The sequence below is a fragment of the Mycobacterium avium subsp. avium genome, from assembly GCF_009741445.1.
In the GTDB taxonomy this organism is placed as follows: domain Bacteria; phylum Actinomycetota; class Actinomycetes; order Mycobacteriales; family Mycobacteriaceae; genus Mycobacterium; species Mycobacterium avium.
In genome coordinates this window covers 964,685-987,413 of the sequence record NZ_CP046507.1, presented here as the reverse complement: position 1 = coordinate 987,413, position 22,729 = coordinate 964,685, and the positions used below count along the sequence as shown (strand labels likewise).

At 70.3% G+C, this 22,729-nt stretch carries 18 protein-coding genes; 6 read left to right on the top strand and 12 right to left on the bottom strand.

Annotated elements, in window-relative coordinates; all coding sequences use genetic code 11:
• The first annotated feature begins 179 nt into the window (after positions 1-179).
• The gene (locus MAA44156_RS04955) at positions 180-404 is read left to right on the top strand and encodes a hypothetical protein (protein ID WP_023866340.1); all 225 of its coding nucleotides are present in this window, start codon (positions 180-182) and stop codon (positions 402-404) included.
• A 20-nt stretch (positions 405-424) separates the two neighbouring features.
• Here MAA44156_RS04955 and hisS read toward each other — a convergent pair whose 3' ends face one another.
• Together hisS and MAA44156_RS04945 are read right to left on the bottom strand one after the other, a co-directional pair.
• Positions 425-1,687, bottom strand: coding sequence for a histidine--tRNA ligase (hisS, locus tag MAA44156_RS04950; protein ID WP_009977754.1), 1,263 nt, complete (start codon positions 1,685-1,687; stop codon positions 425-427).
• 3 nt (positions 1,688-1,690) lie between these two features.
• Positions 1,691-2,347 carry an MBL fold metallo-hydrolase gene (locus tag MAA44156_RS04945; RefSeq protein ID WP_009977755.1) on the bottom strand — a complete coding sequence of 219 codons (657 nt, stop codon included), beginning with the start codon at positions 2,345-2,347 and terminating at the stop codon, positions 1,691-1,693.
• Positions 2,348-2,456: 109 nt separating this feature from the next.
• Between MAA44156_RS04945 and MAA44156_RS04940 the strand changes: the two genes are divergently transcribed.
• Positions 2,457-3,344 (top strand): peptidylprolyl isomerase, encoded by an 888-nt coding sequence (locus MAA44156_RS04940; protein WP_009977756.1) that lies wholly within the window; start codon positions 2,457-2,459, stop codon positions 3,342-3,344.
• A 30-nt stretch (positions 3,345-3,374) separates the two neighbouring features.
• A complete protein-coding gene (locus MAA44156_RS04935; RefSeq protein WP_009977757.1) occupies positions 3,375-5,027 on the top strand; it encodes a protein kinase domain-containing protein in 1,653 nt (550 codons plus the stop codon).
• A 3-nt stretch (positions 5,028-5,030) separates the two neighbouring features.
• Here MAA44156_RS04935 and MAA44156_RS04930 read toward each other — a convergent pair whose 3' ends face one another.
• The 6 genes from MAA44156_RS04930 to yajC all read right to left on the bottom strand — a co-directional run bounded on the left by MAA44156_RS04930 (position 5,031) and on the right by yajC (position 13,234).
• Entirely contained in the window at positions 5,031-7,397 is a 2,367-nt protein-coding gene (locus tag MAA44156_RS04930) for a RelA/SpoT family protein (RefSeq protein ID WP_009977758.1), read from the bottom strand.
• Between the two features lie 43 nt (positions 7,398-7,440).
• Positions 7,441-7,983, bottom strand: a complete 543-nt coding sequence (locus MAA44156_RS04925) for an adenine phosphoribosyltransferase (RefSeq protein ID WP_009977759.1) — start codon at positions 7,981-7,983, stop codon at positions 7,441-7,443.
• Between the two features lie 7 nt (positions 7,984-7,990).
• Positions 7,991-9,658, bottom strand: coding sequence for an ABC transporter substrate-binding protein (locus tag MAA44156_RS04920; RefSeq protein ID WP_065371203.1), 1,668 nt, complete (start codon positions 9,656-9,658; stop codon positions 7,991-7,993).
• Between the two features lie 10 nt (positions 9,659-9,668).
• Positions 9,669-10,976: a protein translocase subunit SecF gene (gene secF, locus MAA44156_RS04915; RefSeq protein WP_065371052.1), complete on the bottom strand. Its 1,308-nt coding sequence runs from the start codon at positions 10,974-10,976 to the stop codon at positions 9,669-9,671.
• Positions 10,977-10,978: 2 nt separating this feature from the next.
• On the bottom strand, positions 10,979-12,784 hold the full coding sequence (gene secD, locus MAA44156_RS04910) for a protein translocase subunit SecD (protein WP_062886427.1): 1,806 nt from the start codon (positions 12,782-12,784) through the stop codon (positions 10,979-10,981).
• Positions 12,785-12,907: 123 nt separating this feature from the next.
• Positions 12,908-13,234, bottom strand: coding sequence for a preprotein translocase subunit YajC (yajC, locus tag MAA44156_RS04905; protein ID WP_003872680.1), 327 nt, complete (start codon positions 13,232-13,234; stop codon positions 12,908-12,910).
• 163 nt (positions 13,235-13,397) lie between these two features.
• Here yajC and gabT point away from each other — a divergent pair, with 163 nt between their 5' ends.
• Entirely contained in the window at positions 13,398-14,747 is a 1,350-nt protein-coding gene (gene gabT, locus MAA44156_RS04900; protein WP_009977768.1) for a 4-aminobutyrate--2-oxoglutarate transaminase, read from the top strand.
• Between the two features lie 162 nt (positions 14,748-14,909).
• Positions 14,910-18,431, top strand: a complete 3,522-nt coding sequence (gene car / locus MAA44156_RS04895; RefSeq protein ID WP_009977771.1) for a carboxylic acid reductase — start codon at positions 14,910-14,912, stop codon at positions 18,429-18,431.
• 65 nt (positions 18,432-18,496) lie between these two features.
• Here the strand turns inward: car and MAA44156_RS04890 are convergent, their stop codons facing one another.
• From MAA44156_RS04890 to ruvC, 4 genes are all read right to left on the bottom strand, one after another.
• Complete coding sequence (locus tag MAA44156_RS04890) at positions 18,497-19,174, bottom strand: hypothetical protein (RefSeq protein ID WP_009977772.1); 678 nt, start codon at positions 19,172-19,174, stop codon at positions 18,497-18,499.
• A gap of 480 nt (positions 19,175-19,654) precedes the next feature.
• Entirely contained in the window at positions 19,655-20,710 is a 1,056-nt protein-coding gene (gene ruvB / locus MAA44156_RS04885) for a Holliday junction branch migration DNA helicase RuvB (protein WP_003872684.1), read from the bottom strand.
• A 49-nt stretch (positions 20,711-20,759) separates the two neighbouring features.
• The gene (ruvA, locus tag MAA44156_RS04880; protein WP_003872685.1) at positions 20,760-21,359 is read right to left on the bottom strand and encodes a Holliday junction branch migration protein RuvA; all 600 of its coding nucleotides are present in this window, start codon (positions 21,357-21,359) and stop codon (positions 20,760-20,762) included.
• A complete protein-coding gene (gene ruvC, locus MAA44156_RS04875; RefSeq protein WP_009977776.1) occupies positions 21,356-21,922 on the bottom strand; it encodes a crossover junction endodeoxyribonuclease RuvC in 567 nt (188 codons plus the stop codon). Before ruvC ends, ruvA begins: the two co-directional genes overlap by 4 nt.
• Positions 21,923-22,103: 181 nt before the next feature.
• Between ruvC and MAA44156_RS04870 the strand changes: the two genes are divergently transcribed.
• On the top strand, positions 22,104-22,715 hold the full coding sequence (locus MAA44156_RS04870; protein ID WP_009977777.1) for a DUF4178 domain-containing protein: 612 nt from the start codon (positions 22,104-22,106) through the stop codon (positions 22,713-22,715).
• Positions 22,716-22,729: the final 14 nt, after the last annotated feature.

Here is a 22,729-nt window from a genome sequence, read left to right as displayed (position 1 = left end):
CCTTAGAGCAGCGTCATCGAGTACGCGTCAGATCTCAATCAGTGGCCAGGACCGTCCAAAACGGCAGGGCGGCCATTCCTTTCAAGCAACAACCGTTGCAACAACACATTAGCCACACCCCACCGTCCTGGGCATCCAGGACATCCAATCCCAGACCCCTTCAACCCTAAGGACCTGTCATGTTGCACTCGGTGATCTTGGCGAGTTCGGACCCCGTCGCGGCCGGCTTCATCCTCCGCGGCATCAAGGGAATTTTCGTCGCCATCGGCAGCATCATCGCCGCGATAATCTGCGGGGTCATCGCGATGATGAAGGGACGCAATCCGCTGGGCTGGGGAATCCTGGGGCTGTTCTTCTCGATCCTGACCCTGATCGTCGTCATCGTCATCCCCAGCAAGAAATGACGCGACGGCCGCAGCTAAGGCTAGCGGCTCAGTTGTGAAAGAACTTCGGCGACAACGGAATCCAGTTCCACCGACACCTGCGAGCCGGTCTGCAGATCCTTCACGCCCACCGTGCCGGCGTCGATGTCGCGATCGCCGAGAACCAGGGCGATGCGGGCACCGGAGCGGTCGGCCGCGCGCATCGCGCCCTTGAGCCCCCGCGCGCCGTAGGCCATGTCGACGCGCACGCCGGCGGCGCGCAGCCCGGCGGCCAGCACGGCCAGCCGCAGCTTGGCCTGATCGCTCAGCGGGACGCCGAAGACGTCGCAGCGCGCCGCCGAGCCCACGCTCTTGCCCTCGGCGCGCAGCGCCAGCAGGGTACGGTCCACGCCGAGCCCAAATCCGATGCCGGACAAGTCTTGTCCGCCGAGCTGACGCATCAGCCCGTCGTAGCGGCCACCGCCGCCGATGCCGGACTGGGCGCCGAGACCGTCGTGCACGAACTCGAACGTGGTCTTGGTGTAGTAGTCGAGCCCGCGCACCATGCGCGGGTTGATCACGTAGGGCACCCCGAGCGCGTCCAGGTGCGCCAGCACGGTGTCGAAGTGTTGTTTGGCCGCATCGGAGAGGTGATCGAGCAGCACCGGCGCGTCGGCCGTCATCGCCCGCACCTCGGGCCGTTTGTCGTCGAGGACGCGCAATGGATTCAGCCGAGCGCGCCGCCGGGTTTCTTCGTCGAGGTCGAGACCGAACAGGAAGTCCTGCAACAGTTCCCGGTATTGCGGACGGCAGCTGTCGTCGCCCAGCGAGGTGATCTCCAAGCGGAACCCGTCCAGCCCCAGCGAGCGGAACCCGGCGTCGGCGACGGCGATCACCTCGGCGTCCAGCGCCGGGTCGTCCACCCCGATCGCCTCCACACCGACCTGCTGCAGCTGGCGGTAGCGACCCGCCTGGGGGCGCTCGTAGCGGAAAAACGGTCCCGCATAACACAATTTCACCGGCAACGTGCCCCGGTCCAGGCCGTGCTCGATCACCGCGCGCACCACTCCGGCCGTACCCTCGGGCCGCAGCGTCACCGAGCGGTCGCCGCGGTCGGCGAAGGTGTACATCTCCTTGGACACCACGTCGGTGGATTCGCCGACGCCGCGGGCGAACAGCGCGGTGTCCTCGAAGATGGGCAACTCGATGTCGCCGTACCCGGCGCCGCGGGCGGCGTCCAGTAGGCCGGAGCGGACCGCGACGAACTGCGCCGAGTCCGGCGGCACGTAGTCGGGCACACCCTTGGGAGCGCTGAATTCCGGCACGGGCTACAGGCCTTCGAGGAACGGGTTGAGGCGCCGTTCGGCGCCGATGGTGGTGGCGTTGCCGTGCCCGGGCAGCACCACGGTGTCGTCGTCGAGCACCAGGAGTTTGTCGACGATCGACGTCAGCAGGTCGCGTCCGCTGCCGCCGAACAGGTCGGTGCGTCCCACCGAACGTTCGAACAGGGTGTCGCCGGTGAACACGACCTGCTTGTCCGACGACACCCGGAAGCACATCGATCCGCGGGTGTGCCCCGGCGTGTGGTCGACGTTGACGGTGACGCTGCCCAGGTCGAGCTTGTCGCCGTCCCGGTCCAGCTCGACCACCTGCCTGGGCTCCCGGAAGAAGGCGCCCGCCGCCAGCTGCGCCAGCCGCGGACCCAGGCCGTGGATGGGGTCTTTCAGCATGAACCTGTCCTCGGGATGGATGTAGGTCGGGCAGCCGTAGGTGTCGGACACCTTCTGCGCCGACCAGATGTGGTCGATGTGCCCGTGGGTCAGCAACACCGCCGCCGGGGTCAGCCGGTGCCGGTCCAGGATGCGCCGCAACGGGCCCATCGCCCGCTGCCCCGGGTCCACGATCACGGCGTCCGTCCCCGGCCGCTGCGCCAGCACATAGCAGTTGCACGCCAACATGCCGGCGGGAAATCCGGTGATCAACACGGTTCCCAGTTTCCCACGGGGCCCACTTGACACGGCTCGCGGCGCCCACATTAGCCTGAGCTGGCCAGCTGGGGCAGCAAGATTAACCGACCATGGAGGCATAGCGGCCGTGCCGACCAACGAACAACGACGCGCCAACGCCAAACGCAAGCTGGAACGGCAGCTGGAGCGCCGCGCCAAGCAGGCCAGGACGCGACGGATCCTGCTGATCGCGGCCGGCTCGATCGTGGCGGTGGCGGTGATCGCGGCGGTGGTCGTCACGGTCCTCAACAACAGGCACGAACACAAGGCCAGCACCGCGGCACCGTCCACCAGCACCAGCGCGCCGGAGACCACGACGCCCGGGCAGCCGAGCCAGGTTCCGCCGCTGCCGCCGTTCAAGCCGTCGGCCGACGTGGGCGCCAACTGTCAGTACCCGCCGTCGCCGGAGCCGGCGGCCAAGCAGGTCAAGCCGCCCCGCACCGGCAAGGTGCCCACCGATCCCGCACAGGTGAGCGCCAGCATGGTGACCAACCAGGGCCACATCGGCCTGATGCTGGCCAACAACGAATCCCCTTGCACCGTAAACAGTTTCGCGAGCCTGATCGGCCAGAAGTACTTCGACAACACCAAATGCCACCGGCTCACCACCTCGCCGTCCCTGGGCGTCCTGCAGTGCGGCGATCCCAAGGGCGAGGGCACGGGCGGACCGGGCTACCAGTTCGCCAACGAATACCCGACTGACCAGTACCCGCCCAACGACCCCAAGGCGCAGCAGCCCGTCCTCTACCCGCGCGGCACCCTGGCCATGGCCAACGCCAGGCCCGGCACCAACGGCAGCCAATTCTTCATGGTGTACAAGGACTCCCAACTGCCGCCGCAGTACACCGTTTTCGGCAAGATCCAGGACGACGGGCTGGCCACGCTGGACAAGATCGCCAAAGCCGGTGTCGCCGGGGGCGGCGAGGACGGGGCCCCCGCCACCGAGGTCACCATCACCTCGGTGCTGCTCGACTGATTCGCGCCGTCGACGGCTTATGGTCATGGGGTGACGCTGGATCCGGACTCGTTCGGTCACTACCGAATCCTGGAGTTGCTGGGTCGCGGCGGGATGGGGCGGGTGTACCGCGCCTACGACGCGACGACGGACCGGGTGGTCGCGCTGAAGGTGCTGCCGCCGCATCTGGCCGAAGACCAGGACTTCCAGCAGCGTTTCCGCCGGGAGGCACGCATCGCCGCCGGTCTCAACGACCCGCACGTGGTGCCGATCCACGGCTACGGCGAGATCGACGGCCAGCTCTATGTCGACATGCGGCTGATCGAGGGCCGCGACCTGGCGCACTACATCACCGAGAACGGTGGCCGGCTCAGCCCGCAGCGGGCGGTCGCGGTGATCGAACAGGTTGCGGCGGCGCTGGATAGCGCGCACCGGGCGGGGTTGATCCACCGCGATGTCAAGCCGATGAACGTCTTGGTCACCACCGCACGCGATTTCGTCTATCTGATCGACTTCGGCCTCGCCCGCGCGCAGGCCGACACGGCGCTCACCCAGACCGGCGCCACCATGGGCACCGTCGCCTACATGGCCCCCGAGCGCTTCACCGGCACCACCGATCACCGCGCCGACGTCTACTCGCTGGCCTGCGTCTTGCACGAATGCCTGACCGGGAAGCGCCCGTTCGCCGGCGACAGCCTCGAAGAACAGCTCAACGCGCATCTGAACACGGCGCCGCCGCGGCCGTCGGCAACCGCGCCGGAGGTGCCAGCGGCCTTCGACGCGGTGATCGCCCGCGGCATGGCCAAGGACCCCGAGCGGCGGTACCAATCGGTGACCGAGCTGGCCGAGGCGGCCAGGGCCGCCCTGGCGTCGGGGGCGGTCGAAAAGCCTTCCGCGCCAACGACGCAACCCCGGGCTGCGCGCCGGGTGCGGGCGGCCGTCGTCGGCGCGTCGGCCCTGACGCTGGCCGTGGTGGCGGCGGTGGTCGTCGCGATGGTGACGCACGGCCACGGCTCGCGCGGGGCGGCGCCGAAGACGCCCGGCTCCCCGGCACCCGGCCGACCCGCGCCGCCGCTGCCGGCCTTCGTGGCGCCGCCGGACCTGGGCGCCAATTGCCAATACCGGGCGGTGCCGGATCCGTCCTCGCGGCCGGTCAGCCCGCCCCCGTCCGGCCGGGTGCCGACCACGCCGGGACAGATCGGCGCGGTCATCGCCACCAACCTCGGCGACATCGGCATCAGCCTGGCCAACTCCGAATCACCCTGCGCTGTCAACAGTTTCATCAGCCTGGCCCGGCAGCGGTTCTTCGACAACACCCAGTGCGCCCGGCTGGTCGACTCCCCCGACGGCGGATCGCTGTTGTGCGGCGGCCCCGACGTGGACGGCTCCGGCGGCCCCGGCTACGAATTCGCCGACGAGTATCCCGCCAACCAGTACCGGCCCGACGACCCCGCGCTGCGGGCGACGCTGCTGTACCCGCGCGGCACCGTCGTGATGGCCACCGAGGGCCCCAACACCAACGGCAGCCAATTCGCATTGGTCTTCCACGATTCCGAGATGGACCCGCAGAGCACGGTTTTGGGCACCATCGACCCGGCCGGGCTGGCGACGCTGGACAAGATCGCCCGGGCCGGCATCGCCGGTAACCGGCCGAGCGGCCCGCCGGCCAACCCGGTGACCATCACCTCGGTGCGAATCGGCTAGGGGTCAGGCGGCGGAGGTCACCCGGTAGACGTCGTAGACGCCTTCGACGTTGCGCACCACGTTGAGCAGGTGGCCGAGGTGCTTGGGGTCGCCCATCTCAAAGGTGAAGCGGCTGATGGCAACCCGGTCACCGGAGGTGGTGACCGACGCGGACAGGATGTTGACCTTCTCGTCGGCCAGCACCCGGGTGACGTCGGACAACAGCCGGTGCCGGTCGAGCGCCTCGACCTGAATGGCCACCAGGAACACCGACGACGGCGACGGCGCCCAGTGCACCTCGATGATGCGCTCGGACTGCTGCTGCAGCGAGGCGGCGTTGGTGCAGTCGGTGCGGTGCACGCTCACCCCGCCGCCGCGGGTGACGAACCCCATGATCTGGTCCCCAGGCACCGGCGTGCAGCATTTGGCCAGCTTGGTCAGCACGCCCGGGGCGCCGGGCACCGACACGCCGACGTCGTCGCTGCTGCGCGGGCGGCGCAGCATGGTGGTCGGGGTGGACCGCTCGGCGAGGTCCTCCTCGGCCTGGTCGATGCCGCCGAGCTCGGCCAGCAGCCGCTGCACCACGTGCCGGGCCGACACATGCCCCTCACCGATCGCGGTGTAGAGGGCCGACACGTCGGCGTAGTGCAGTTCGCGGGCCACCGCGCTCATGGATTCGGCATTGACCAAGCGCTGCAACGGAAGTCCGCCGCGGCGCACCTCGCGGGCCATCGCGTCCTTGCCGGCCTCCAGGGCCTCCTCGCGCCGCTCCTTGGCGAACCACTGCCGGATCTTGGCCTTGGCCCGCGGCGATACCACGAACTGCTGCCAGTCCCGCGACGGGCCGGCATTGGCCGCCTTGGAGGTGAAAACCTCGACGACTTCCCCGTTTTCCAGCTTGCGCTCCAGCGCCACCAGCCGGCCGTTGACCCGGGCACCGATGCAGCGGTGCCCGACCTCGGTGTGCACGGCGTAGGCGAAGTCGATCGGCGTCGACCCGGTGGGCAGGGTGATCACGTCGCCCTTGGGGGTGAACACGAAGATCTCTTGTACCGCAAGGTCATAGCGCAGCGACTCGAGGAATTCGCCCGGGTCGGCGGCTTCCCGCTGCCAGTCGAGCAGCTGGCGCATCCAGGCCATGTCGTCGATCTCGGCGGCGGCGTGCGGGTGCGGAACGCCGTTGCGGCCCTTGGCTTCCTTGTAGCGCCAGTGCGCGGCGATGCCGTACTCGGCGGTGCGGTGCATGTCGCGGGTGCGGATCTGCACCTCCAGCGGCTTGCCCTCCGGCCCGACGACGGTGGTGTGCAGCGACTGGTAGACGCCGTAGCGCGGCTGGGCGATGTAGTCCTTGAACCGCCCGGCCATCGGCTGCCACAGTGAATGCACCACGCCCACAGCGGCATAGCAGTCCCGGATCTCGTCGCACAGGATGCGGATGCCGACCAGGTCGTGGATGTCGTCGAAGTCGCGGCCCTTGACGATCATCTTCTGGTAGATCGACCAGTAGTGCTTGGGCCGGCCCTCCACCGTGGCCTTGATCTTCGACGCGTTCAGCGTGTTGATGATCTCGGCCCGCACCTTGGCCAGGTAGGTGTCCCGCGACGGGGCCCGGCCGGCGACCAGCCGGACGATCTCGTCGTACTTCTTGGGATGCAGGATGGCGAACGATAGGTCCTCCAACTCCCACTTGACGCTGGCCATGCCCAGCCGATGGGCAAGGGGCGCAATGACTTCCAGCGTCTCGCGGGCCTTGCGGGCCTGCTTCTCCGGCGGCAGGAACCGCATGGTGCGCATGTTGTGCAGCCGGTCGGCGACCTTGATCACCAGCACCCGCGGGTCGCGGGCCATCGCGGTGATCATCTTGCGGATGGTCTCGCCCTCGGCGGCGCTGCCCAGCACCACCCGGTCCAGCTTGGTCACCCCGTCGACCAGATGACCGACCTCTTCGCCGAATTCCTCGGACAGCTGGGCCAGGGTGTAGCCGGTGTCCTCGACGGTGTCGTGCAACAGCGCGGCCACCAAAGTGGTGGTGTCCATGCCCAATTCGGCCAGGATGGTGGCGACGGCCAGCGGATGGGTGATGTAGGGGTCGCCGGAGTGGCGCAACTGGCTGGCGTGCCGCTGGTCGGCGACCTCGAAGGCGCGCTGCAGCAGCTGCACGTTGGCCTTGGGGTAGATCTCGCGGTGCATCGCCACCAGCGGCTCCAGCACCGGGTTGAGCGTGCTGCGCTGGGCGGTCATCCGCCGGGCCAGCCGGGCCCGGACCCGGCGCGACGCGCTGCTGGACGTCTTGAGCGATTCGGTCGGCGGCTCGGGAGTCTCGATCACCGGGTTGGGCGGCGACTCCGCCGGCGCGTCAAGCGCTTGCGCCGCGCTGTTTTCCTCCGCCACGATGCTCACCTCCGAATTCGAGGATATCTCCGATGTCGCGGGGCTACTGGCAAGTCAGGCTGTACACCGGCAACGGCGCCAGCGCCGCCCGCCCGCCCAGCGCACCGAGTTCGAACACCACCGCCGCCGCGGTCACGGTGGCGCCGGTGCGCCGCAGCAGTCGGGCCGCCGCGGCCAGGGTACCGCCGGTGGCCAGCACGTCGTCGATGATCACGATGCGCCGCCCACGCAGGTCGATGCCGTCGGCGGGGATCTCCAGGGTGGCGCTGCCGTATTCCAGGTCGTAGCGCTCGGCGTGCACCGGCGGCGGCAGTTTGCCGCCCTTGCGGATGGCCAGCACCCCGGTGTGCAGCCGGTCGGCCACGGCCGCCGCGACCAGGAACCCGCGCGAGTCGATGCCGGCCACCAGGTCGGCGCCGGACGCGTGCCGGGCCAGCGCGCCGGTGACGGCGGTCATCGCCGTCGCGTCGGCGAACAGCGGGGTGAGGTCCTTGAACTGGATGCCGGGCTTGGGGAAATCGGGCACCTGCCGGGTCAGCGACGCGATGAGCTCCGCGACCGGCGTCGCTTCGCCGGCGTCCGTCATGCCGACCTCACTGCACCAGGGCCCATCGGTCCATGTTCCACCCCGCGCCCCACCGGGTGGGGTTCTTGCTCACCGCGTACATCTTCTTGGAGATCAGCAGGGTGCGCTGCTGCCGGTACAGCGGCAGCGTGGGCAGGTCGCCCCACAGCACCGGGGCGGTCTCGGCCAGCAGCCGGACCCGCTCGGCGGGGTCGGCCGACACCGCCAGCGCCCCGATCGCGTTGTCCACCTGCGGATTGGAGTAGCCGGACAGGTTGTTGCCGTTGCCGGTGTGCAGGGCGTAGGCGTCCATGGCCGACGACCCGCTCGATCCGCTGCCGGTCGCGCCGCCGGTGCTGGCCAGCAGGGCGTCGATCTTGCCGTCCCGCAGCGCCTGCGGGCCCGCGCTGTCCAGGGTGACCCCGGAGACGGTGATGCCGGCCGGGGCGCAGGCCTTGGTGATGACGCCGACGTTGACCGCGAGCCGGGCGTTGGGCCCCTGGTAGCCGATGCGCACCGCGAGCGGCGCGCCGCCCAGCGCCTCGCGGGCGGCGACCGGGTCGGCCTTGCCGAACGGGGCGGCCTCGGCGGCGCCGTCGCCCGCGGAGACGGCGTCGTCGACGGCCGGGTCCAGGCGGGAGTTGGCGATCGGCGTCCCGGCGTCCTTGGCCAGCACGTCGCGGGGGGTGCACAGCGCGAACGCGCGGCGGGCCTTGGGCGCCGACAGCGGCCCCTGCGGGGCGAAGATCAGCTGCTCGATGCCGTCGGAGGGGGCGTCGGAGCGGTCGTAGTTGTCCGGCGTGGCCAGCGTGCCCGAGGAGCCGGCGGCCACGTCGACCACGTCGACGCTGCGGTTGTTGACCCGGTCCTGGATGTCGGGGCCCTGCGGCCACACGGTGATCCGCTTGGTGATGGCCTTGGGGCCCCACCAGCGGTCGTTGGCGACCAGCACCACCGCGCCGCCGTCCAGTACGGCCTGCAGCTTGTAGGGCCCCGACGACGGGAAGCGCTTGACGATCTCCTCACCCTTCAGCCCGGGTTTGAGGTCCCAGATGGTGTTCCACAGCCTGGCGATCTGCGCCACCAGCGGCGCGTTGTGGCTGAGCAGGGCCGCGGTGACGTCGACGTTGAGCTGGTCGGCGATGACGTGCGACGGCATCAGCGTGGTCGCGGTGAACAGCTGGTTGTAGTCGACGATGCCGCGGTCGGGGATGAAGGACACCCGGGCCTTCTTCTGCCCGGGCATGCATTCGACGTTGGCGATGTCGAGGTAGCCGGCCTGGGTGGCGGCGTTGAACTCCGGGTACCGGCCGGACTGGGCGGCCCAGGCCAGCACGATGTCGTCGCAGGTCACCGGCTTGCCGTCGGAGTAGACGGCGTTGTCGGCGATCTGGTAGTCGAGCACCAGCGGGGTGCCGCCGACCACCGATACGGTGCCGAAGTCGCGGTCGGGGACGGTTTGCCCGTCGGGGCCGTGATAGCTGAACCCGACGAGGGTGCGGGCGAACGCCTGCGCTCCGGCCGAGGCGGCGCCGACGACGGTGTTGGGGTTGTAGCTGCTCAGCGGCCCGTCGACGACGTAGTCGATCTCGGCCGCGGCGCTGCCCGCGCAGCCGGCCAGGGTGACGCCCGCGACGACCAGCACGGCCACACCGATGCCCACCCACCCCGTCAGGCCGCGACGGCCGATGCGGATGGCCACGTGTCTACCGCCGGCCGACGTTCCGCTTGCCGGTCGGACGCCGGGCCCCGGTGGGCCGCACCGGGCGGGCGCCCGGCGCCGGCTTGCTCGGCGCGGGCCGGGACGACGGCGACTCCCGCTCGGCCTCGGTGGCCTCGTCCCCGGACCCGGCGGGAGTCTCGGCGGCGTCGTCGGCGGTGCTCTCGGCGCTCGCCCGCGCGCCGCCGGCGCGCCGCTTGAGCACCCGGCGGGTGTGGGTGCGCACCAGCTCGGTGCGCTCGCGCAGCGTGACCAGCAGCGGGGTGGCGACGAAGATCGACGAGTAGGTGCCCACCAGGATGCCGACCAGCTGCACCAGCGCCAGGTCCTTCAGCGTGCCGACGCCCAGCAGCCAGACCGCCACCACCATCAGCGCCAGCACCGGCAGCACGCCGATCAGGCTGGTGTTGATGGAGCGCATGAACGTCTGGTTGATCGCCAGGTTGGCCTGCTCGGCGAAGGTGCGCCGGTTGGTGTGCTGGAAGTCGCGGGTGTTCTCCTCGACCTTGTCGAACACGATGACGGTGTCGTAGAGCGAGAAGCCCAGGATCGTCAGCAGGCCGATGACGGTGGCCGGGGTGACCTCGAAGCCCACCAGCGAGTACACGCCGGCCGTCACGGTCAGGTCGAAGAACATCGCCGCGATGGCGGCCAGCGTCATGTACCGCTCGTAGCGGACGGTTATGTAGAGCCCGACCAGCGCCAGGAACACCACCAGCGCGATCAGCGCCTTGTCGGTGATCTGGTCGCCCCAGGTCTCCGAGACCGCCGAGTCGCTGATGGCCTGCTTGCTGGGCTTGCCGTCGGCACCCTTGGGTCCGAACGCGTCGAACAGCGCGTTGCGCAGCTTGGTCGTCTGGTCGTTGGTCAGCGTCTCGGAGCGGATCTGCACGGTGGCCGCGGCGCCGTTGCCGACCACGACCACCGACTCCGGGTCGGTGCCGAGGGTCTTGCGGAACACCTCCTGCACCTGCGCGGTGTGCACCGTGCCGTGCGTCCCGGCGGCGGGCATCGACACCGTGGTGCCGCCGTTGAAGTCGATGCCGAAGGTGAAGCCGCGCAGCGCGATGGACAGGATCGCGACCGCGACGATCGCGCCGCTGATGCCGAACCACAGCCGGCGCCGCCCGACCACCTCGAACGCGCCGGTGCCGGTGTAGAGGCGGGACAGGAAGCTGTGCCGCGGCAGCCCGGCCGCGGCGGCGTCGCTGTCAGTCAATTCCGAAGCACCCGAAGAGGTTTCGGTGATCTCGGTCGCGCCCTTGGCGGCTTTGGAGGCCTTGGAGGAAGTCATCGCTATCCCTGTCCCGTGCTCACGTGCGCCGCCGCCCGGCGTTCGCGGGCGACCTGCTGAACAGCGCCCAGGCCGTTGTAGGCCGGCTTGGCCAGCGTCGGCGACTTGGACGCCAGGTATACCAGCGGCCAGGTCACCAGGAACACCACCACCAGGTCCAGGATCGTGGTGAGGCCCAGCGTGAACGCGAAGCCCTTCACCTGGCCGATGGCCAGGAAGTACAGCACGGCCGCGGCCAGGAAGGTGACTGCGTTGCCCGAGACGATCGTCTTACGCGCCCGCGTCCAACCGCGGGGCACTGCCGAGCGGAAGGTGCGGCCTTCGCGGATCTCGTCCTTGATGCGCTCGAAGAAGACCACGAAGGAGTCGGCGGTGGTGCCGATGCCGATGATCAGACCGGCGATGCCGGCCAGGTCCAGGGTGTAGTTGATGTACCTGCCCAGCAGGATCAGGATCGCGAAAACCATTGCGCCCGAAGCGGCCAACGACAGCGCGGTGAGCAGGCCCAGCACCCGGTAGTACAGCAGCGAATACAGCAACACCAGCAGCAGGCCGATGGCACCGGCGATCAGCCCGGCGCGCAGCGAGGTCAATCCCAGTGTGGCCGAGACGGTTTGGGCCTCCGATGACTGGAAGGACAGTGGCAACGACCCGTACTTGAGGACGTTGGCCAGCTGCTTGGCGGTGGCCGCGGTGAAGGGCGGGTCGCCGCCGCTGATCTGGGTGCGCCCGCCCGGGATCGCTTCCTGGATCATCGGGGCGCTGACGACCTGGGAGTCCAGGGTGAACGCGGTCTGGGTGCCGATATGGGCGGCGGTGAAGTCCGCCCAGGTGTTGGCGGCGGCGGGTTTGAACTGCAGGTCGACGACGAAGCCGATGCCGCGCTGGTTCTGGCTCGCGCTGGCGTCCTTGATCTGGTCGCCGCTGATGATCGACGGGCCGAGCAGGTAGGCCACCTTGTGGTCGGTCGAGCAGGTGATCAACGGCTGGGCGGGGTCGTCGTTGCCGGCCAGGATGTCGTCCTTGTCGCAGCGGGTGGCCTGGAATTGCAGGGCCAGGAACTGGATGCCCTGACGGGTGCTCTGCCGCCACTTCTTCTCCTCGGCGATGCGCTCGGCGAGGTCCTTGCGCGGATCCGGCGGGGCGGGTTGCTCGCCGGGCGGCGCCTCCCCTGGAGAGGGGGCCGGAGCGGGCGCCGGGGCCGGAGCGGGCGCCGGGCTGGGCGACGGCGGCGGGTCCTGCGGGTAGGGCCGCGGCTGAGCGGGTGCGGCGCCCGGCTGGGCGGGCGCGGGTACGGGCTGGCCGGGGGCCGGCTGCCCCGGCGCGGGCGCGGGCTGGCCCGGTGCGGGTGCGGGCTGGCCCGGTGCGGGCTGGCCGGGCGCGGGTTGCGCGGGCTGGCGCGGCGCGGGCTTGGGCTCGCCGCTTTGCGCCGGCATCGAGTTGAGCACCGGGCGGATGTAGAGGCGGGCGGTCTGGCCCAGGTTGCGGGCCTCGTTGCCGTCGTTGCCGGGGACCGTGATGATCAGGTTGTCGCCGTCGACCACCACCTCCGAACCCGACACGCCCAGCCCGTTGACCCGGGCGCTGATGATCTGCTGCGCCTGGGCCAGCGCCTCACGGCTGGGCGCCGAACCGTCGGGCGTGCGCGCGGTCAGCGTGACGCGGGTGCCGCCCTGCAGATCGATGCCGAGCTTGGGCGCGGCCCGCTTGTCCCCGGTGAGGAACACCAGCAGGTAGACGCCCACGAGCAGCAGCAAGAAGACCGAGAGGTAGCGGGCGGGGTGCACCGGCACGGACGACGATGCCACGTTCCTTCAATCTCCTCGAGAATCGGTTCCTTGCCCCGGACAGAGCCTAGAAAAGACTACGTGGCCGCGGCCCGACGGTTGCGCGAGCGGTCCGCCGGCGCGGCATTCTGCGCGGGATGACCGTCAGGAATCCTTGCTGACCGAGCCCTCGCCGGCGGAATCGTCGCCGTCGACCAGGTCGTCCTCGTCGTCGGGCACGATCCGGTCGCGGATCGCCAGCTTCATCCAGGTGGTCACCACACCCGGCGCGATCTCCAGGTCGACGGTGTCGTCGGTCAGCCCGACGACGGTGGCCTGCAGCCCGGACGTGGTGTGCACCCGGTCCCCCGGCCGCAACGACTCGTGCAGCTCGATGGTGGCCTGCATGGCGCGCCGCTGCCGGCGCGACGCGAAGTACATGAACCCGCCCATGATGAGCAGGAACGGCAGGAACAGGATCAGACTCTCCATGGACACGCCTGTCTTTCGTCGGGATTCTCGGGGCAATCGGGGGTCCAGTGTGCCCGTTCAGTCTGGCAGGCCGCGGGTCGCGCGCGGCCGCGGTGCCCGCCGGCGCCAAGCTCGATAGGCTTTGGACGCGACGTGACACGCGCGCCGCGGGGAGGAGCAACTGGTGGCCAGGCTCGAGCAGACTCGCCGACTGGTCACCGAGATCCCCGGCCCGGCGTCGCTGGAACTGAGCAAACGCCGCGCGGCCGCGGTGTCGCACGCGGTGAACGTCTCGGTGCCGGTGTTCGTCGCCCGCGCCGGCGGCGGCATCGTCGAGGACGTCGACGGCAACCGGCTCATCGACCTCGGCTCCGGCATCGCGGTGACCACCATCGGCAATTCGGCGCCCCGGGTGGTCGACGCGGTGCGCGCCCAGGTGGCCGAGTTCACCCACACCTGCTTCATGGTGACGCCGTACGAGTCCTACGTCGCCGTCGCCGAAACGCTCAACCGGATCACCCCCGGGGCCGGTGAAAAGCGCTCGGTGCTGTTCAACTCCGGCGCCGAGGCCGTCGAGAACGCCGTCAAGGTCGCCCGCGCCTACACCCGTAAGCCGGCCGTGGTGGCCTTCGACCACGCCTACCACGGCCGCACCAACCTGGCGATGGCGCTGACCGCGAAGTCGATGCCCTACAAGGGCGGCTTCGGCCCGTTCGCGCCGGAGATCTACCGGGCGCCGCTGTCCTACCCCTACCGGGACGGGCTGCTCGACAAGGAACTGGCCACCGACGGGGAGAAGGCCGCCGCGCGGGCCATCAACATCATCGACGGCCAGATCGGCGCCGACAGCCTGGCCGCGGTGATCATCGAACCGATCCAGGGCGAGGGCGGGTTCATCGTTCCCGCCGAGGGATTCCTGCCCACCCTGCTGGACTGGTGCCGCCGCAACGACGTGCTGTTCATCGCCGACGAGGTGCAGACCGGGTTCGCGCGGTCCGGCGCCATGTTCGCCTGCGAGCACGAGGGCCCGAATGGTTTAGAGCCGGACCTGATCTGCACCGCCAAGGCCATCGCCGACGGGCTGCCGCTGTCGGCGGTCACCGGCCGCGCCCAGATCATGGACGCCCCGCACGTCGGGGGCCTGGGCGGCACCTTCGGCGGCAACCCGCTGGCGTGCGCGGCGGCGCTGGCCACCATCGAGACGATCGAGAGCGACGGCCTGATCGAACGGGCCCGGCAGCTGGAACGCCTGATCACCGAACCGCTGCTGCGCCTGCAGGCCCGCGACGACCGGATCGGCGACGTCCGCGGCCGGGGCGCCATGATCGCCATCGAACTGGTGAAGTCCGGCACCGCCGAGCCGGACAAGGACCTGACCCAGCGGCTGTCCGTCGCCGCGCACGCGGCCGGCGTCATCGTGCTCACCTGCGGCATGTTCGGCAACATCATCCGGCTGCTGCCGCCGCTGACCATCAGCGACGAGCTGCTCGCCGAGGGCATCGACATTCTCGGCGGGTTGTTGGCCGACCTGTGAACCCCGTCGGGTCTCCGGCTCGGGTGCGCAATCTCACAGACACCACGGCGGCCGGGTCATGGTGGAATACCGTTACTTTAGCTAACGTTCTATACATCAGCGCCATGTCAATGCCGACAGCGCTCATTTGACTCGTTATTTTTCATTCGCAAGGGATCTGTTATGTCGACTGCCACCCATGACGAACGACTCGACCGTCGCGTCCACGAACTCATCGCCACCGACCCGCAATTCGCCGCCGCCCAACCCGACCCGGCGATCACCGCCGCCCTCGAACAGCCCGGGCTGCGGCTGCCGCAGATCATCCGCACCGTGCTCGACGGCTACGCCGACCGGCCGGCGCTGGGACAGCGCGTGGTGGAGTTCGTCACGGACGCCAAGACCGGGCGCACGTCGGCGCAGCTGCTCCCCCGCTTCGAGACCATCACGTACGGCGAAGTGGCGCAGCGTGTTTCGGCGCTGGGCCGCGCCCTGTCCGACGACGCGGTGCACCCCGGCGACCGGGTGTGCGTGCTGGGCTTCAACAGCGTCGACTACGCCACCATCGACATGGCGCTGGGCGCCATCGGCGCCGTCTCGGTGCCGCTGCAGACCAGCGCGGCAATCAGCTCGCTGCAGCCGATCGTGGCCGAGACCGAGCCCACCCTGATCGCGTCCAGCGTGAACCAGCTGTCCGACGCGGTGCAGCTGATCACCGGCGCCGAGCAGGCGCCCACCCGGCTGGTGGTGTTCGACTACCACCCGCAGGTCGACGACCAGCGCGAGGCCGTCCAGGACGCCGCGGCGCGGCTGTCCAGCACCGGCGTGGCCGTCCAGACGCTGGCCGAGCTGCTGGAGCGCGGCAAGGACCTGCCCGCCGTCGGGGAGCCGCCCGCCGACGAGGACTCGCTGGCCCTGCTGATCTACACCTCCGGGTCCACCGGCGCCCCCAAGGGCGCGATGTACCCGCAGAGCAACGTCGGCAAGATGTGGCGCCGCGGCAGCAAGAACTGGTTCGGCGAGAGCGCCGCGTCGATCACCCTGAACTTCATGCCGATGAGCCACGTGATGGGCCGAAGCATCCTCTACGGCACGCTGGGCAACGGCGGCACCGCCTACTTCGCCGCCCGCAGCGACCTGTCCACCCTGCTCGAGGACCTCGAGCTGGTGCGGCCCACCGAGCTCAACTTCGTCCCGCGGATCTGGGAGACGCTGTACGGCGAATTCCAGCGTCAGGTCGAGCGGCGGCTCTCCGAGTCCGGGGACGCCGGCGAACGTCGCGCCGTCGAGGCCGAGGTGCTGGCCGAGCAGCGCCAGTACCTGCTGGGCGGGCGGTTCACCTTCGCGATGACGGGCTCGGCGCCCATCTCGCCGGAGCTGCGCAACTGGGTCGAGTCGCTGCTCGAAATGCACCTGATGGACGGCTACGGCTCCACCGAGGCCGGAATGGTGTTGTTCGACGGGGAGATTCAGCGCCCGCCGGTGATCGACTACAAGCTGGTCGACGTGCCGGACCTGGGCTACTTCAGCACCGACCGGCCGCATCCGCGCGGCGAGCTGCTGCTGCGCACCGAGAACATGTTCCCGGGCTACTACAAGCGGGCCGAAACCACCGCGGGCGTCTTCGACGAGGACGGCTACTACCGCACCGGCGACGTGTTCGCCGAGATCGCCCCGGACCGGCTGGTCTACGTCGACCGCCGCAACAACGTGCTCAAGCTGGCGCAGGGCGAATTCGTCACGCTGGCCAAGCTGGAGGCGGTGTTCGGCAACAGCCCGCTGATCCGCCAGATCTACGTCTACGGCAACAGCGCCCAGCCCTACCTGCTGGCGGTCGTGGTGCCCACCGAGGAGGCGCTGGCCTCGGGTGACCCCGAGACGCTCAAGCCCAAGATCGCCGACTCGCTGCAGCAGGTCGCCAAGGAGGCCGGCCTGCAGTCCTACGAGGTGCCGCGCGACTTCATCATCGAGACCACCCCGTTCAGCCTGGAAAACGGTCTGCTGACCGGGATCCGGAAGCTGGCGTGGCCGAAACTGAAGCAGCACTACGGGGAACGGCTGGAGCAGATGTACGCCGACCTGGCCGCCGGACAGGCCAACGAGCTGGCCGAGCTGCGCCGCAACGGTGCCCAGGCGCCGGTGCTGCAGACCGTGAGCCGCGCCGCGGGCGCCATGCTGGGTTCGGCCGCCTCCGACCTGTCCCCCGACGCCCACTTCACCGATCTGGGCGGAGACTCGTTGTCGGCGTTGACATTCGGCAACCTGCTGCGCGAGATCTTCGACGTCGACGTGCCGGTGGGCGTCATCGTCAGCCCGGCCAACGACCTGGCGGCCATCGCGAGCTACATCGAGGCCGAGCGGCAGGGCAGCAAGCGCCCGACGTTCGCCTCGGTGCACGGCCGGGACGCGACCGTGGTGCGCGCCGCCGACCTGACGCTGGACAAGTTCCTCGACGCCGAGACGCTGGCCGCCGCGCCGAACCTGCCCAAGCCGGCCACCGAGGTGCGCACCGTGCTGCTGACCGGCGCCACCGGCTTCCTGGGCCGCTACCTGGCCCTGGAATGGCTGGAGCGGATGGACATGGTGGACGGCAAGGTCATCGCCCTGGTCCGGGCCCGCTCCGACGAGGAGGCACGCGCCCGGCTGGACAAGACCTTCGACAGCGGCGACCCGAAGCTGCTCGCGCACTACCAGCAGCTGGCCGCCGATCACCTGGAGGTCATCGCCGGCGACAAGGGCGAGGCCAATCTGGGCCTGGGCCAAGACGTTTGGCAACGACTGGCCGACACGGTCGACGTGATCGTCGACCCCGCCGCGCTGGTCAACCACGTGTTGCCGTACAGCGAGCTGTTCGGGCCCAACGCCCTGGGCACCGCGGAGCTGATCCGGCTGGCGCTGACGTCCAAGCAGAAGCCGTACACCTACGTGTCCACCATCGGCGTGGGCGACCAGATCGAGCCGGGCAAGTTCGTCGAGAACGCCGACATCCGGCAGATGAGCGCCACCCGGGCGATCAACGACAGCTACGCCAACGGCTACGGCAACAGCAAGTGGGCCGGCGAGGTGCTGCTGCGCGAGGCGCACGACCTGTGCGGGCTGCCCGTCGCGGTGTTCCGCTGCGACATGATCCTGGCCGACACCACGTATGCCGGGCAGCTCAACCTGCCGGACATGTTCACCCGGCTGATGCTGAGCCTGGTGGCCACCGGGATCGCGCCCGGCTCGTTCTACGAGCTCGACGCCGACGGCAACCGGCAGCGGGCGCACTACGACGGCCTGCCGGTCGAGTTCATCGCCGCGGCGATCTCGACGCTGGGTTCGCAGATCACCGACAGCGACACCGGCTTCCAGACCTACCACGTGATGAACCCCTACGATGACGGCATCGGTCTGGACGAGTACGTCGATTGGCTGGTGGACGCCGGCTATTCGATCGAGCGGATTGCCGACTACTCCGAATGGCTGCGGCGGTTCGAGACCTCGCTGCGGGCCCTGCCGGACCGGCAGCGCCAGTACTCGCTGCTGCCGCTGCTGCACAACTACCGCACGCCGGAGAAGCCGATCAACGGGTCGATAGCTCCCACCGACGTGTTCCGGGCAGCGGTGCAGGAGGCGAAAATCGGCCCCGACAAAGACATTCCGCACGTGTCGCCGCCGGTCATCGTCAAGTACATCACCGACCTGCAGCTGCTCGGGCTGCTCTGACGGTCAAGAACGCAATCGCCCAGTCCCGTTGCGGGACTGGGCGATTGGCGTTGATCGACGGATAACTACTGCTGCGGGTGCGGCCAGCGCAGGTACGCGGCGTTGCCGCCGGCGCGGTTCTTGCGCCATCCCCGCTTCGGCTCGGGGTCGGCCGAGGTCCGCGGTTTGGTCAGCGCCCCCGAGGAGACGTCGGCCGGGTCGTAGGCCGGATCCCGGTACGGCTCAACTGCCGGCGCCGCCGGGGCGTCGGACGCCAGTGGCTGCACGTCACGGGCCAGGCGCGCGCTGGTGCGGGCCAGCACGACGCCGCCCACGAAGATGATCAGCGCGCCCAGGCCCGAGAAATAGGTGACCTCGAGCAGCGCGCGCTTGCGCTCGGTCGCGGCGATCGGGTCACCGGCCGAGCCGATGCCCAGCAGCGGGGCGAGCTGGCCGCCCACCACGAACCAGGCGCCGGCCAGCACGGCCAGCCAGCCGCCCAGCATCGCCGCGACCCGGTTGCCGGCGACGATCAGCAACAGCCCACCCAGCGCGGTGGCCGCGCCCGGCGCCACCTCCAGCCAGCCGCGGGCCGAGCTCCAGGCCCAGTCTCTGTCCGGCGTGTAGGCGAAATTGAAGTGTGGACCCACAAACGGTATTAACGCCCCCCAAGCTCCCAGGATCACCAGGAGCAGTCCGCTGACCGCGCCGCGCGAGCGGGGCATGCTCAGCCCGCGGGTGTCGCCGTCCTCTGCGTATTTCATGACATCCCCTCGTTGAATACCGGCGTATTTCCGGCTGGACATGGGTACCCGGCGGTTTCCACTAGTAACCCACGCGGCGGGGTCAAAGCCACCGCCCCCGGTGGCCATTGAGGCTGGTGAGGCTGCTGTTACTGGTGAAGCCCGGCGACCCGCGGCCCTCGTCGGGGCCGCCGCGCAGCCGCCCGGGGACGGTACGGCCCGCGCCCCGCTCCGCGCAGACCCACCGGCGGCACCGCCGCCGCGGCCCTCGACCCGACACCGGCGCACACACCAATGGCCTTGTGCCCCAAGAGGATTGCGGCGGTTCCCGAGGCGCCGACGGCGGCCGGGGAACGGGTTGGTGGAAGCCGGGCGCCGCGGTGGTCTCGGTCCCCGCCGGCGGTGGCGCCGACGGCAGCCCGGGCGCGCGGCAAGGTCCAGGCCAACGATTCCATCACAAAGATGTGGAGGGGCAGTAACACCGCCGGGTGGTCGAGCCGGTCAGTCGAACAGACCGGGTTGACCCAGGCCGGCGGCCCCGGCCGGGGGGACCATGCCCAAGTGTGTCCAGGCCTGGGCGGTGGCCACCCGGCCGCGCGGCGTGCGGGCCACCATGCCGGCGCGGACCAGGAACGGTTCGCACACCTCCTCGACCGTGGCGGCCTCCTCGCCCACCGCCACCGCGAGCGTCGACACCCCGACCGGGCCGCCGCCGAAGCTGCGGGTCAGCGCGGTGAGCACGGCGCGGTCCAGCCGGTCCAGGCCGAGTTCGTCGACGTCGTAGACGGCCAGCGCGGCCTTGGCGACGTCACGGGTGATCACCCCGTCGGCGCGCACCTCGGCGAAGTCGCGGACCCGGCGCAGCAGCCGGTTGGCGATCCGCGGTGTGCCGCGCGAGCGCCGGGCGATCTCCTCGGCCGCCTCGGCGCCCAGCTCGATGCCCAGGATGCCGGCCGAGCGGGCCAGCACCTGCTGCAGCTCGGCCGGCTCGTAGAAGTCCATGTGCGCGGTGAAGCCGAACCGGTCCCGCAGCGGGCCGGTCAGCGCGCCGGACCGGGTGGTGGCGCCGACCAGGGTGAACGGCGCCACCTCCAGCGGGATCGACGTCGCCCCCGGGCCCTTGCCGACCACCACGTCGACCCGGAAGTCCTCCATCGCCAGGTAGAGCATCTCCTCGGCCGGCCGGGCGATGCGGTGGATCTCGTCGATGAACAGCACGTCGTGCTCGACCAGGTTGGACAGCATGGCCGCCAGGTCGCCCGCGCGTTCCAGCGCCGGGCCGGACGTCACCCGCAGCGACGAGCCCAGCTCGGCGGCGATGATCATGGCCAGCGACGTCTTGCCCAGCCCCGGCGGGCCCGACAGAAGGATGTGATCGGGGGTGCCGCCGCGGTTCTTGGCGCCCTCGATGACCAGCTGCAGCTGTTCGCGCACCCGCGGCTGGCCGATGAATTCCCGCAGCGAGCGGGGCCGCAGGCTGACGTCGATGTCGCCTTCACCGGGAACCAGGGCGCCCGAGACGTCGCGGTCCGACCAGTCGGCGTCATGGGCGGTCATCTGCGCCGCTCCTCCTCATCGCTTCGCTCTGCATCGTCGTCGGCGGCGGTCATCTGGACTTCCCGAGCAGCGACAGGGCGGCGCGCAGCGCGCCTGAGGTGCCGGCTTCGGGCTCGGCGGCCAGCACCTTGTCGGTGGCCTCCTCGGCCTGCTTGGCGGCGAAGCCGAGGCCGACCAGCGCCTCGACCACCGGGCCGCGCACCGCGTGGCCGTTGCGGGCCGCGCCCGCCGGCGCGCCCGCGGCCCCGGCCGCGCCGATCTTGTCGCGCAGCTCCAGCACCATCCGCTCGGCGCCGCGCTTGCCGATCCCGGGCACCCGGGTCAGCGCGGCGACGTCGCCGTCGTGCAGGGCCTGGCGCAGCGCGCCGGCGTCGTGCACGGCCAGCGTCGCCATCGCCAGCCGCGGGCCGACGCCCGACACCGACAGCAGGGTCAGGAACAGGTCGCGGGTCTCGGCGTCGGTGAAGCCGTACAACGTCATCGAATCCTCGCGGACGATCATCGCGGTGATCAGCCGGGCCTGCGTCCCGGTGCGCAGCGTGGACAGCGTCGAGGGCGTCGCGTTGACCCGGTAGCCGACCCCGGCGGCCTCGATCACCGCATGGTCGAGCGCCACCTCGAGCACCTCGCCGCGCACCGAGGCGATCATCGCGCGGCCCTCAGCGTGGCGTCCACCTTGTCCTTGTATTTCTGCCGCTGCTGGGCCGCCAGCGCCTCGGCCCGCGCCATCCGGGCGATCATCGGCGCCCGCCAGCAGTGGCAGATGGCCAGCGCCAGCGCGTCGGCGGCGTCTGCGGGTGTCGGTTTGGCTTGCAGCGCAAGGATTCTGGTGACCATCGCGGTGACTTGGGCCTTGTTGGCGGCGCCGTTGCCGGTCACCGCGGCCTTGACCTCGCTGGGGGTGTGGAAGTGCACGCCGATGCCGCGTTTGGCCGCCGCCAGCGCCACCACGCCGCCGGCCTGGGCGGTGCCCATCACGGTCGTCACATTCAGCTGGGAGAACACCCGCTCGATGGCCACCACGTCCGGCTGATGGGTGGCCAGCCAATGCTCGACCGCGTCGCTGATGCTCAGCAGCCGCTCGGCCAGCGGCGCTTCCGACGGGGTGCGCACCACGTCGACGTCCAGCGCGACGACGGTGCGACCGCGCCCGCTTTCCACCACCGACAGCCCGCACCGGGTCAGGCCGGGGTCGACGCCCATCACCCGCATTACCCGCTCCCACCTAGTAGAACAGCTGTTCGATAGCCTAGCGGCCGGCGCCGACCGGCCCGGGTAGGACACGCGGCGCGGGCGCCGATTCCCGGTCGAGACGTTACGGCGCCGCGGCCACCGAAAAGCTGTTAGCTTTAGCCCACGTTCGCTCGAGCAAGGTGGCAACGGAGGGGTTGGCGTGGGATCTCTGCTGGTCATGCTCGCCATCGTGCTGTTCATCGCGTCGATCGTGGTGCTCGTGGTGGCTTTGCGACGGCCCAAGCAACCCGCGCGCCCGGCCGGGCGGCCCGATCCGCTCGCCGCGGACGCGCTGCCGCAGTTCGGTCCGCGCCAACTCGGGCCGGGCGCCGTCGTCAGCTACGGCGGCACCGACTACATCGTGCGCGGCTCGGTCACCTACCGCGAGGGCCCGTTCGTGTGGTGGGAACACCTGTTGGAAGGCGGTGACCAGCCGCTGTGGTTCAGCATCGAAGAAGACGACGGGCGGCTGCAATTGGCCCTGTGGGTGACCCGCAAGGACCTCTCGCTGCGGCCCGGCGACAACTACGTGGTCGACGGCGTGACGTTTCACGAGTCCGAGCGCGGCCGCGCCTCCTACACCACCGAGGGCACCACCGGGCTGCCGGCCGGCGGCGAGATGGAATTCGTCGACTGCACCAACGCCGACGAGACGGCGCTGCTGTCGTTCGAGCGCTGGGCCCCGGACATGCCCTGGGAGGTGTCGACGGGCAGGCCGGTGTCGCCCGGCGAGATCACCGTGTATGCCGCGCCGCCACCGAGTTCGGCCTGACGCGCAGAAGGTCA

What these genes read in the sequence shown, in the direction of transcription:
- MAA44156_RS04955 (WP_023866340.1), top strand. Translation starts at nt 180, where the DNA reads ATGTTGCACTCGGTGATCTTGGCGAGTTCGGACCCCGTCGCGGCCGGC.
- MAA44156_RS04925 (WP_009977759.1), bottom strand. Translation starts at nt 7,983, where the DNA reads ATGACGGACGCCGGCGAAGCGACGCCGGTCGCGGAGCTCATCGCGTCG.
- ruvA (WP_003872685.1), bottom strand. Translation starts at nt 21,359, where the DNA reads ATGATCGCCTCGGTGCGCGGCGAGGTGCTCGAGGTGGCGCTCGACCAT.
- MAA44156_RS04890 (WP_009977772.1), bottom strand. Translation starts at nt 19,174, where the DNA reads ATGAAATACGCAGAGGACGGCGACACCCGCGGGCTGAGCATGCCCCGC.
- yajC (WP_003872680.1), bottom strand. Translation starts at nt 13,234, where the DNA reads ATGGAGAGTCTGATCCTGTTCCTGCCGTTCCTGCTCATCATGGGCGGG.
- car (WP_009977771.1), top strand. Translation starts at nt 14,910, where the DNA reads ATGTCGACTGCCACCCATGACGAACGACTCGACCGTCGCGTCCACGAA.
- secF (WP_065371052.1), bottom strand. Translation starts at nt 10,976, where the DNA reads ATGACTTCCTCCAAGGCCTCCAAAGCCGCCAAGGGCGCGACCGAGATC.
- ruvC (WP_009977776.1), bottom strand. Translation starts at nt 21,922, where the DNA reads ATGCGGGTGATGGGCGTCGACCCCGGCCTGACCCGGTGCGGGCTGTCG.
- ruvB (WP_003872684.1), bottom strand. Translation starts at nt 20,710, where the DNA reads ATGACCGCCCATGACGCCGACTGGTCGGACCGCGACGTCTCGGGCGCC.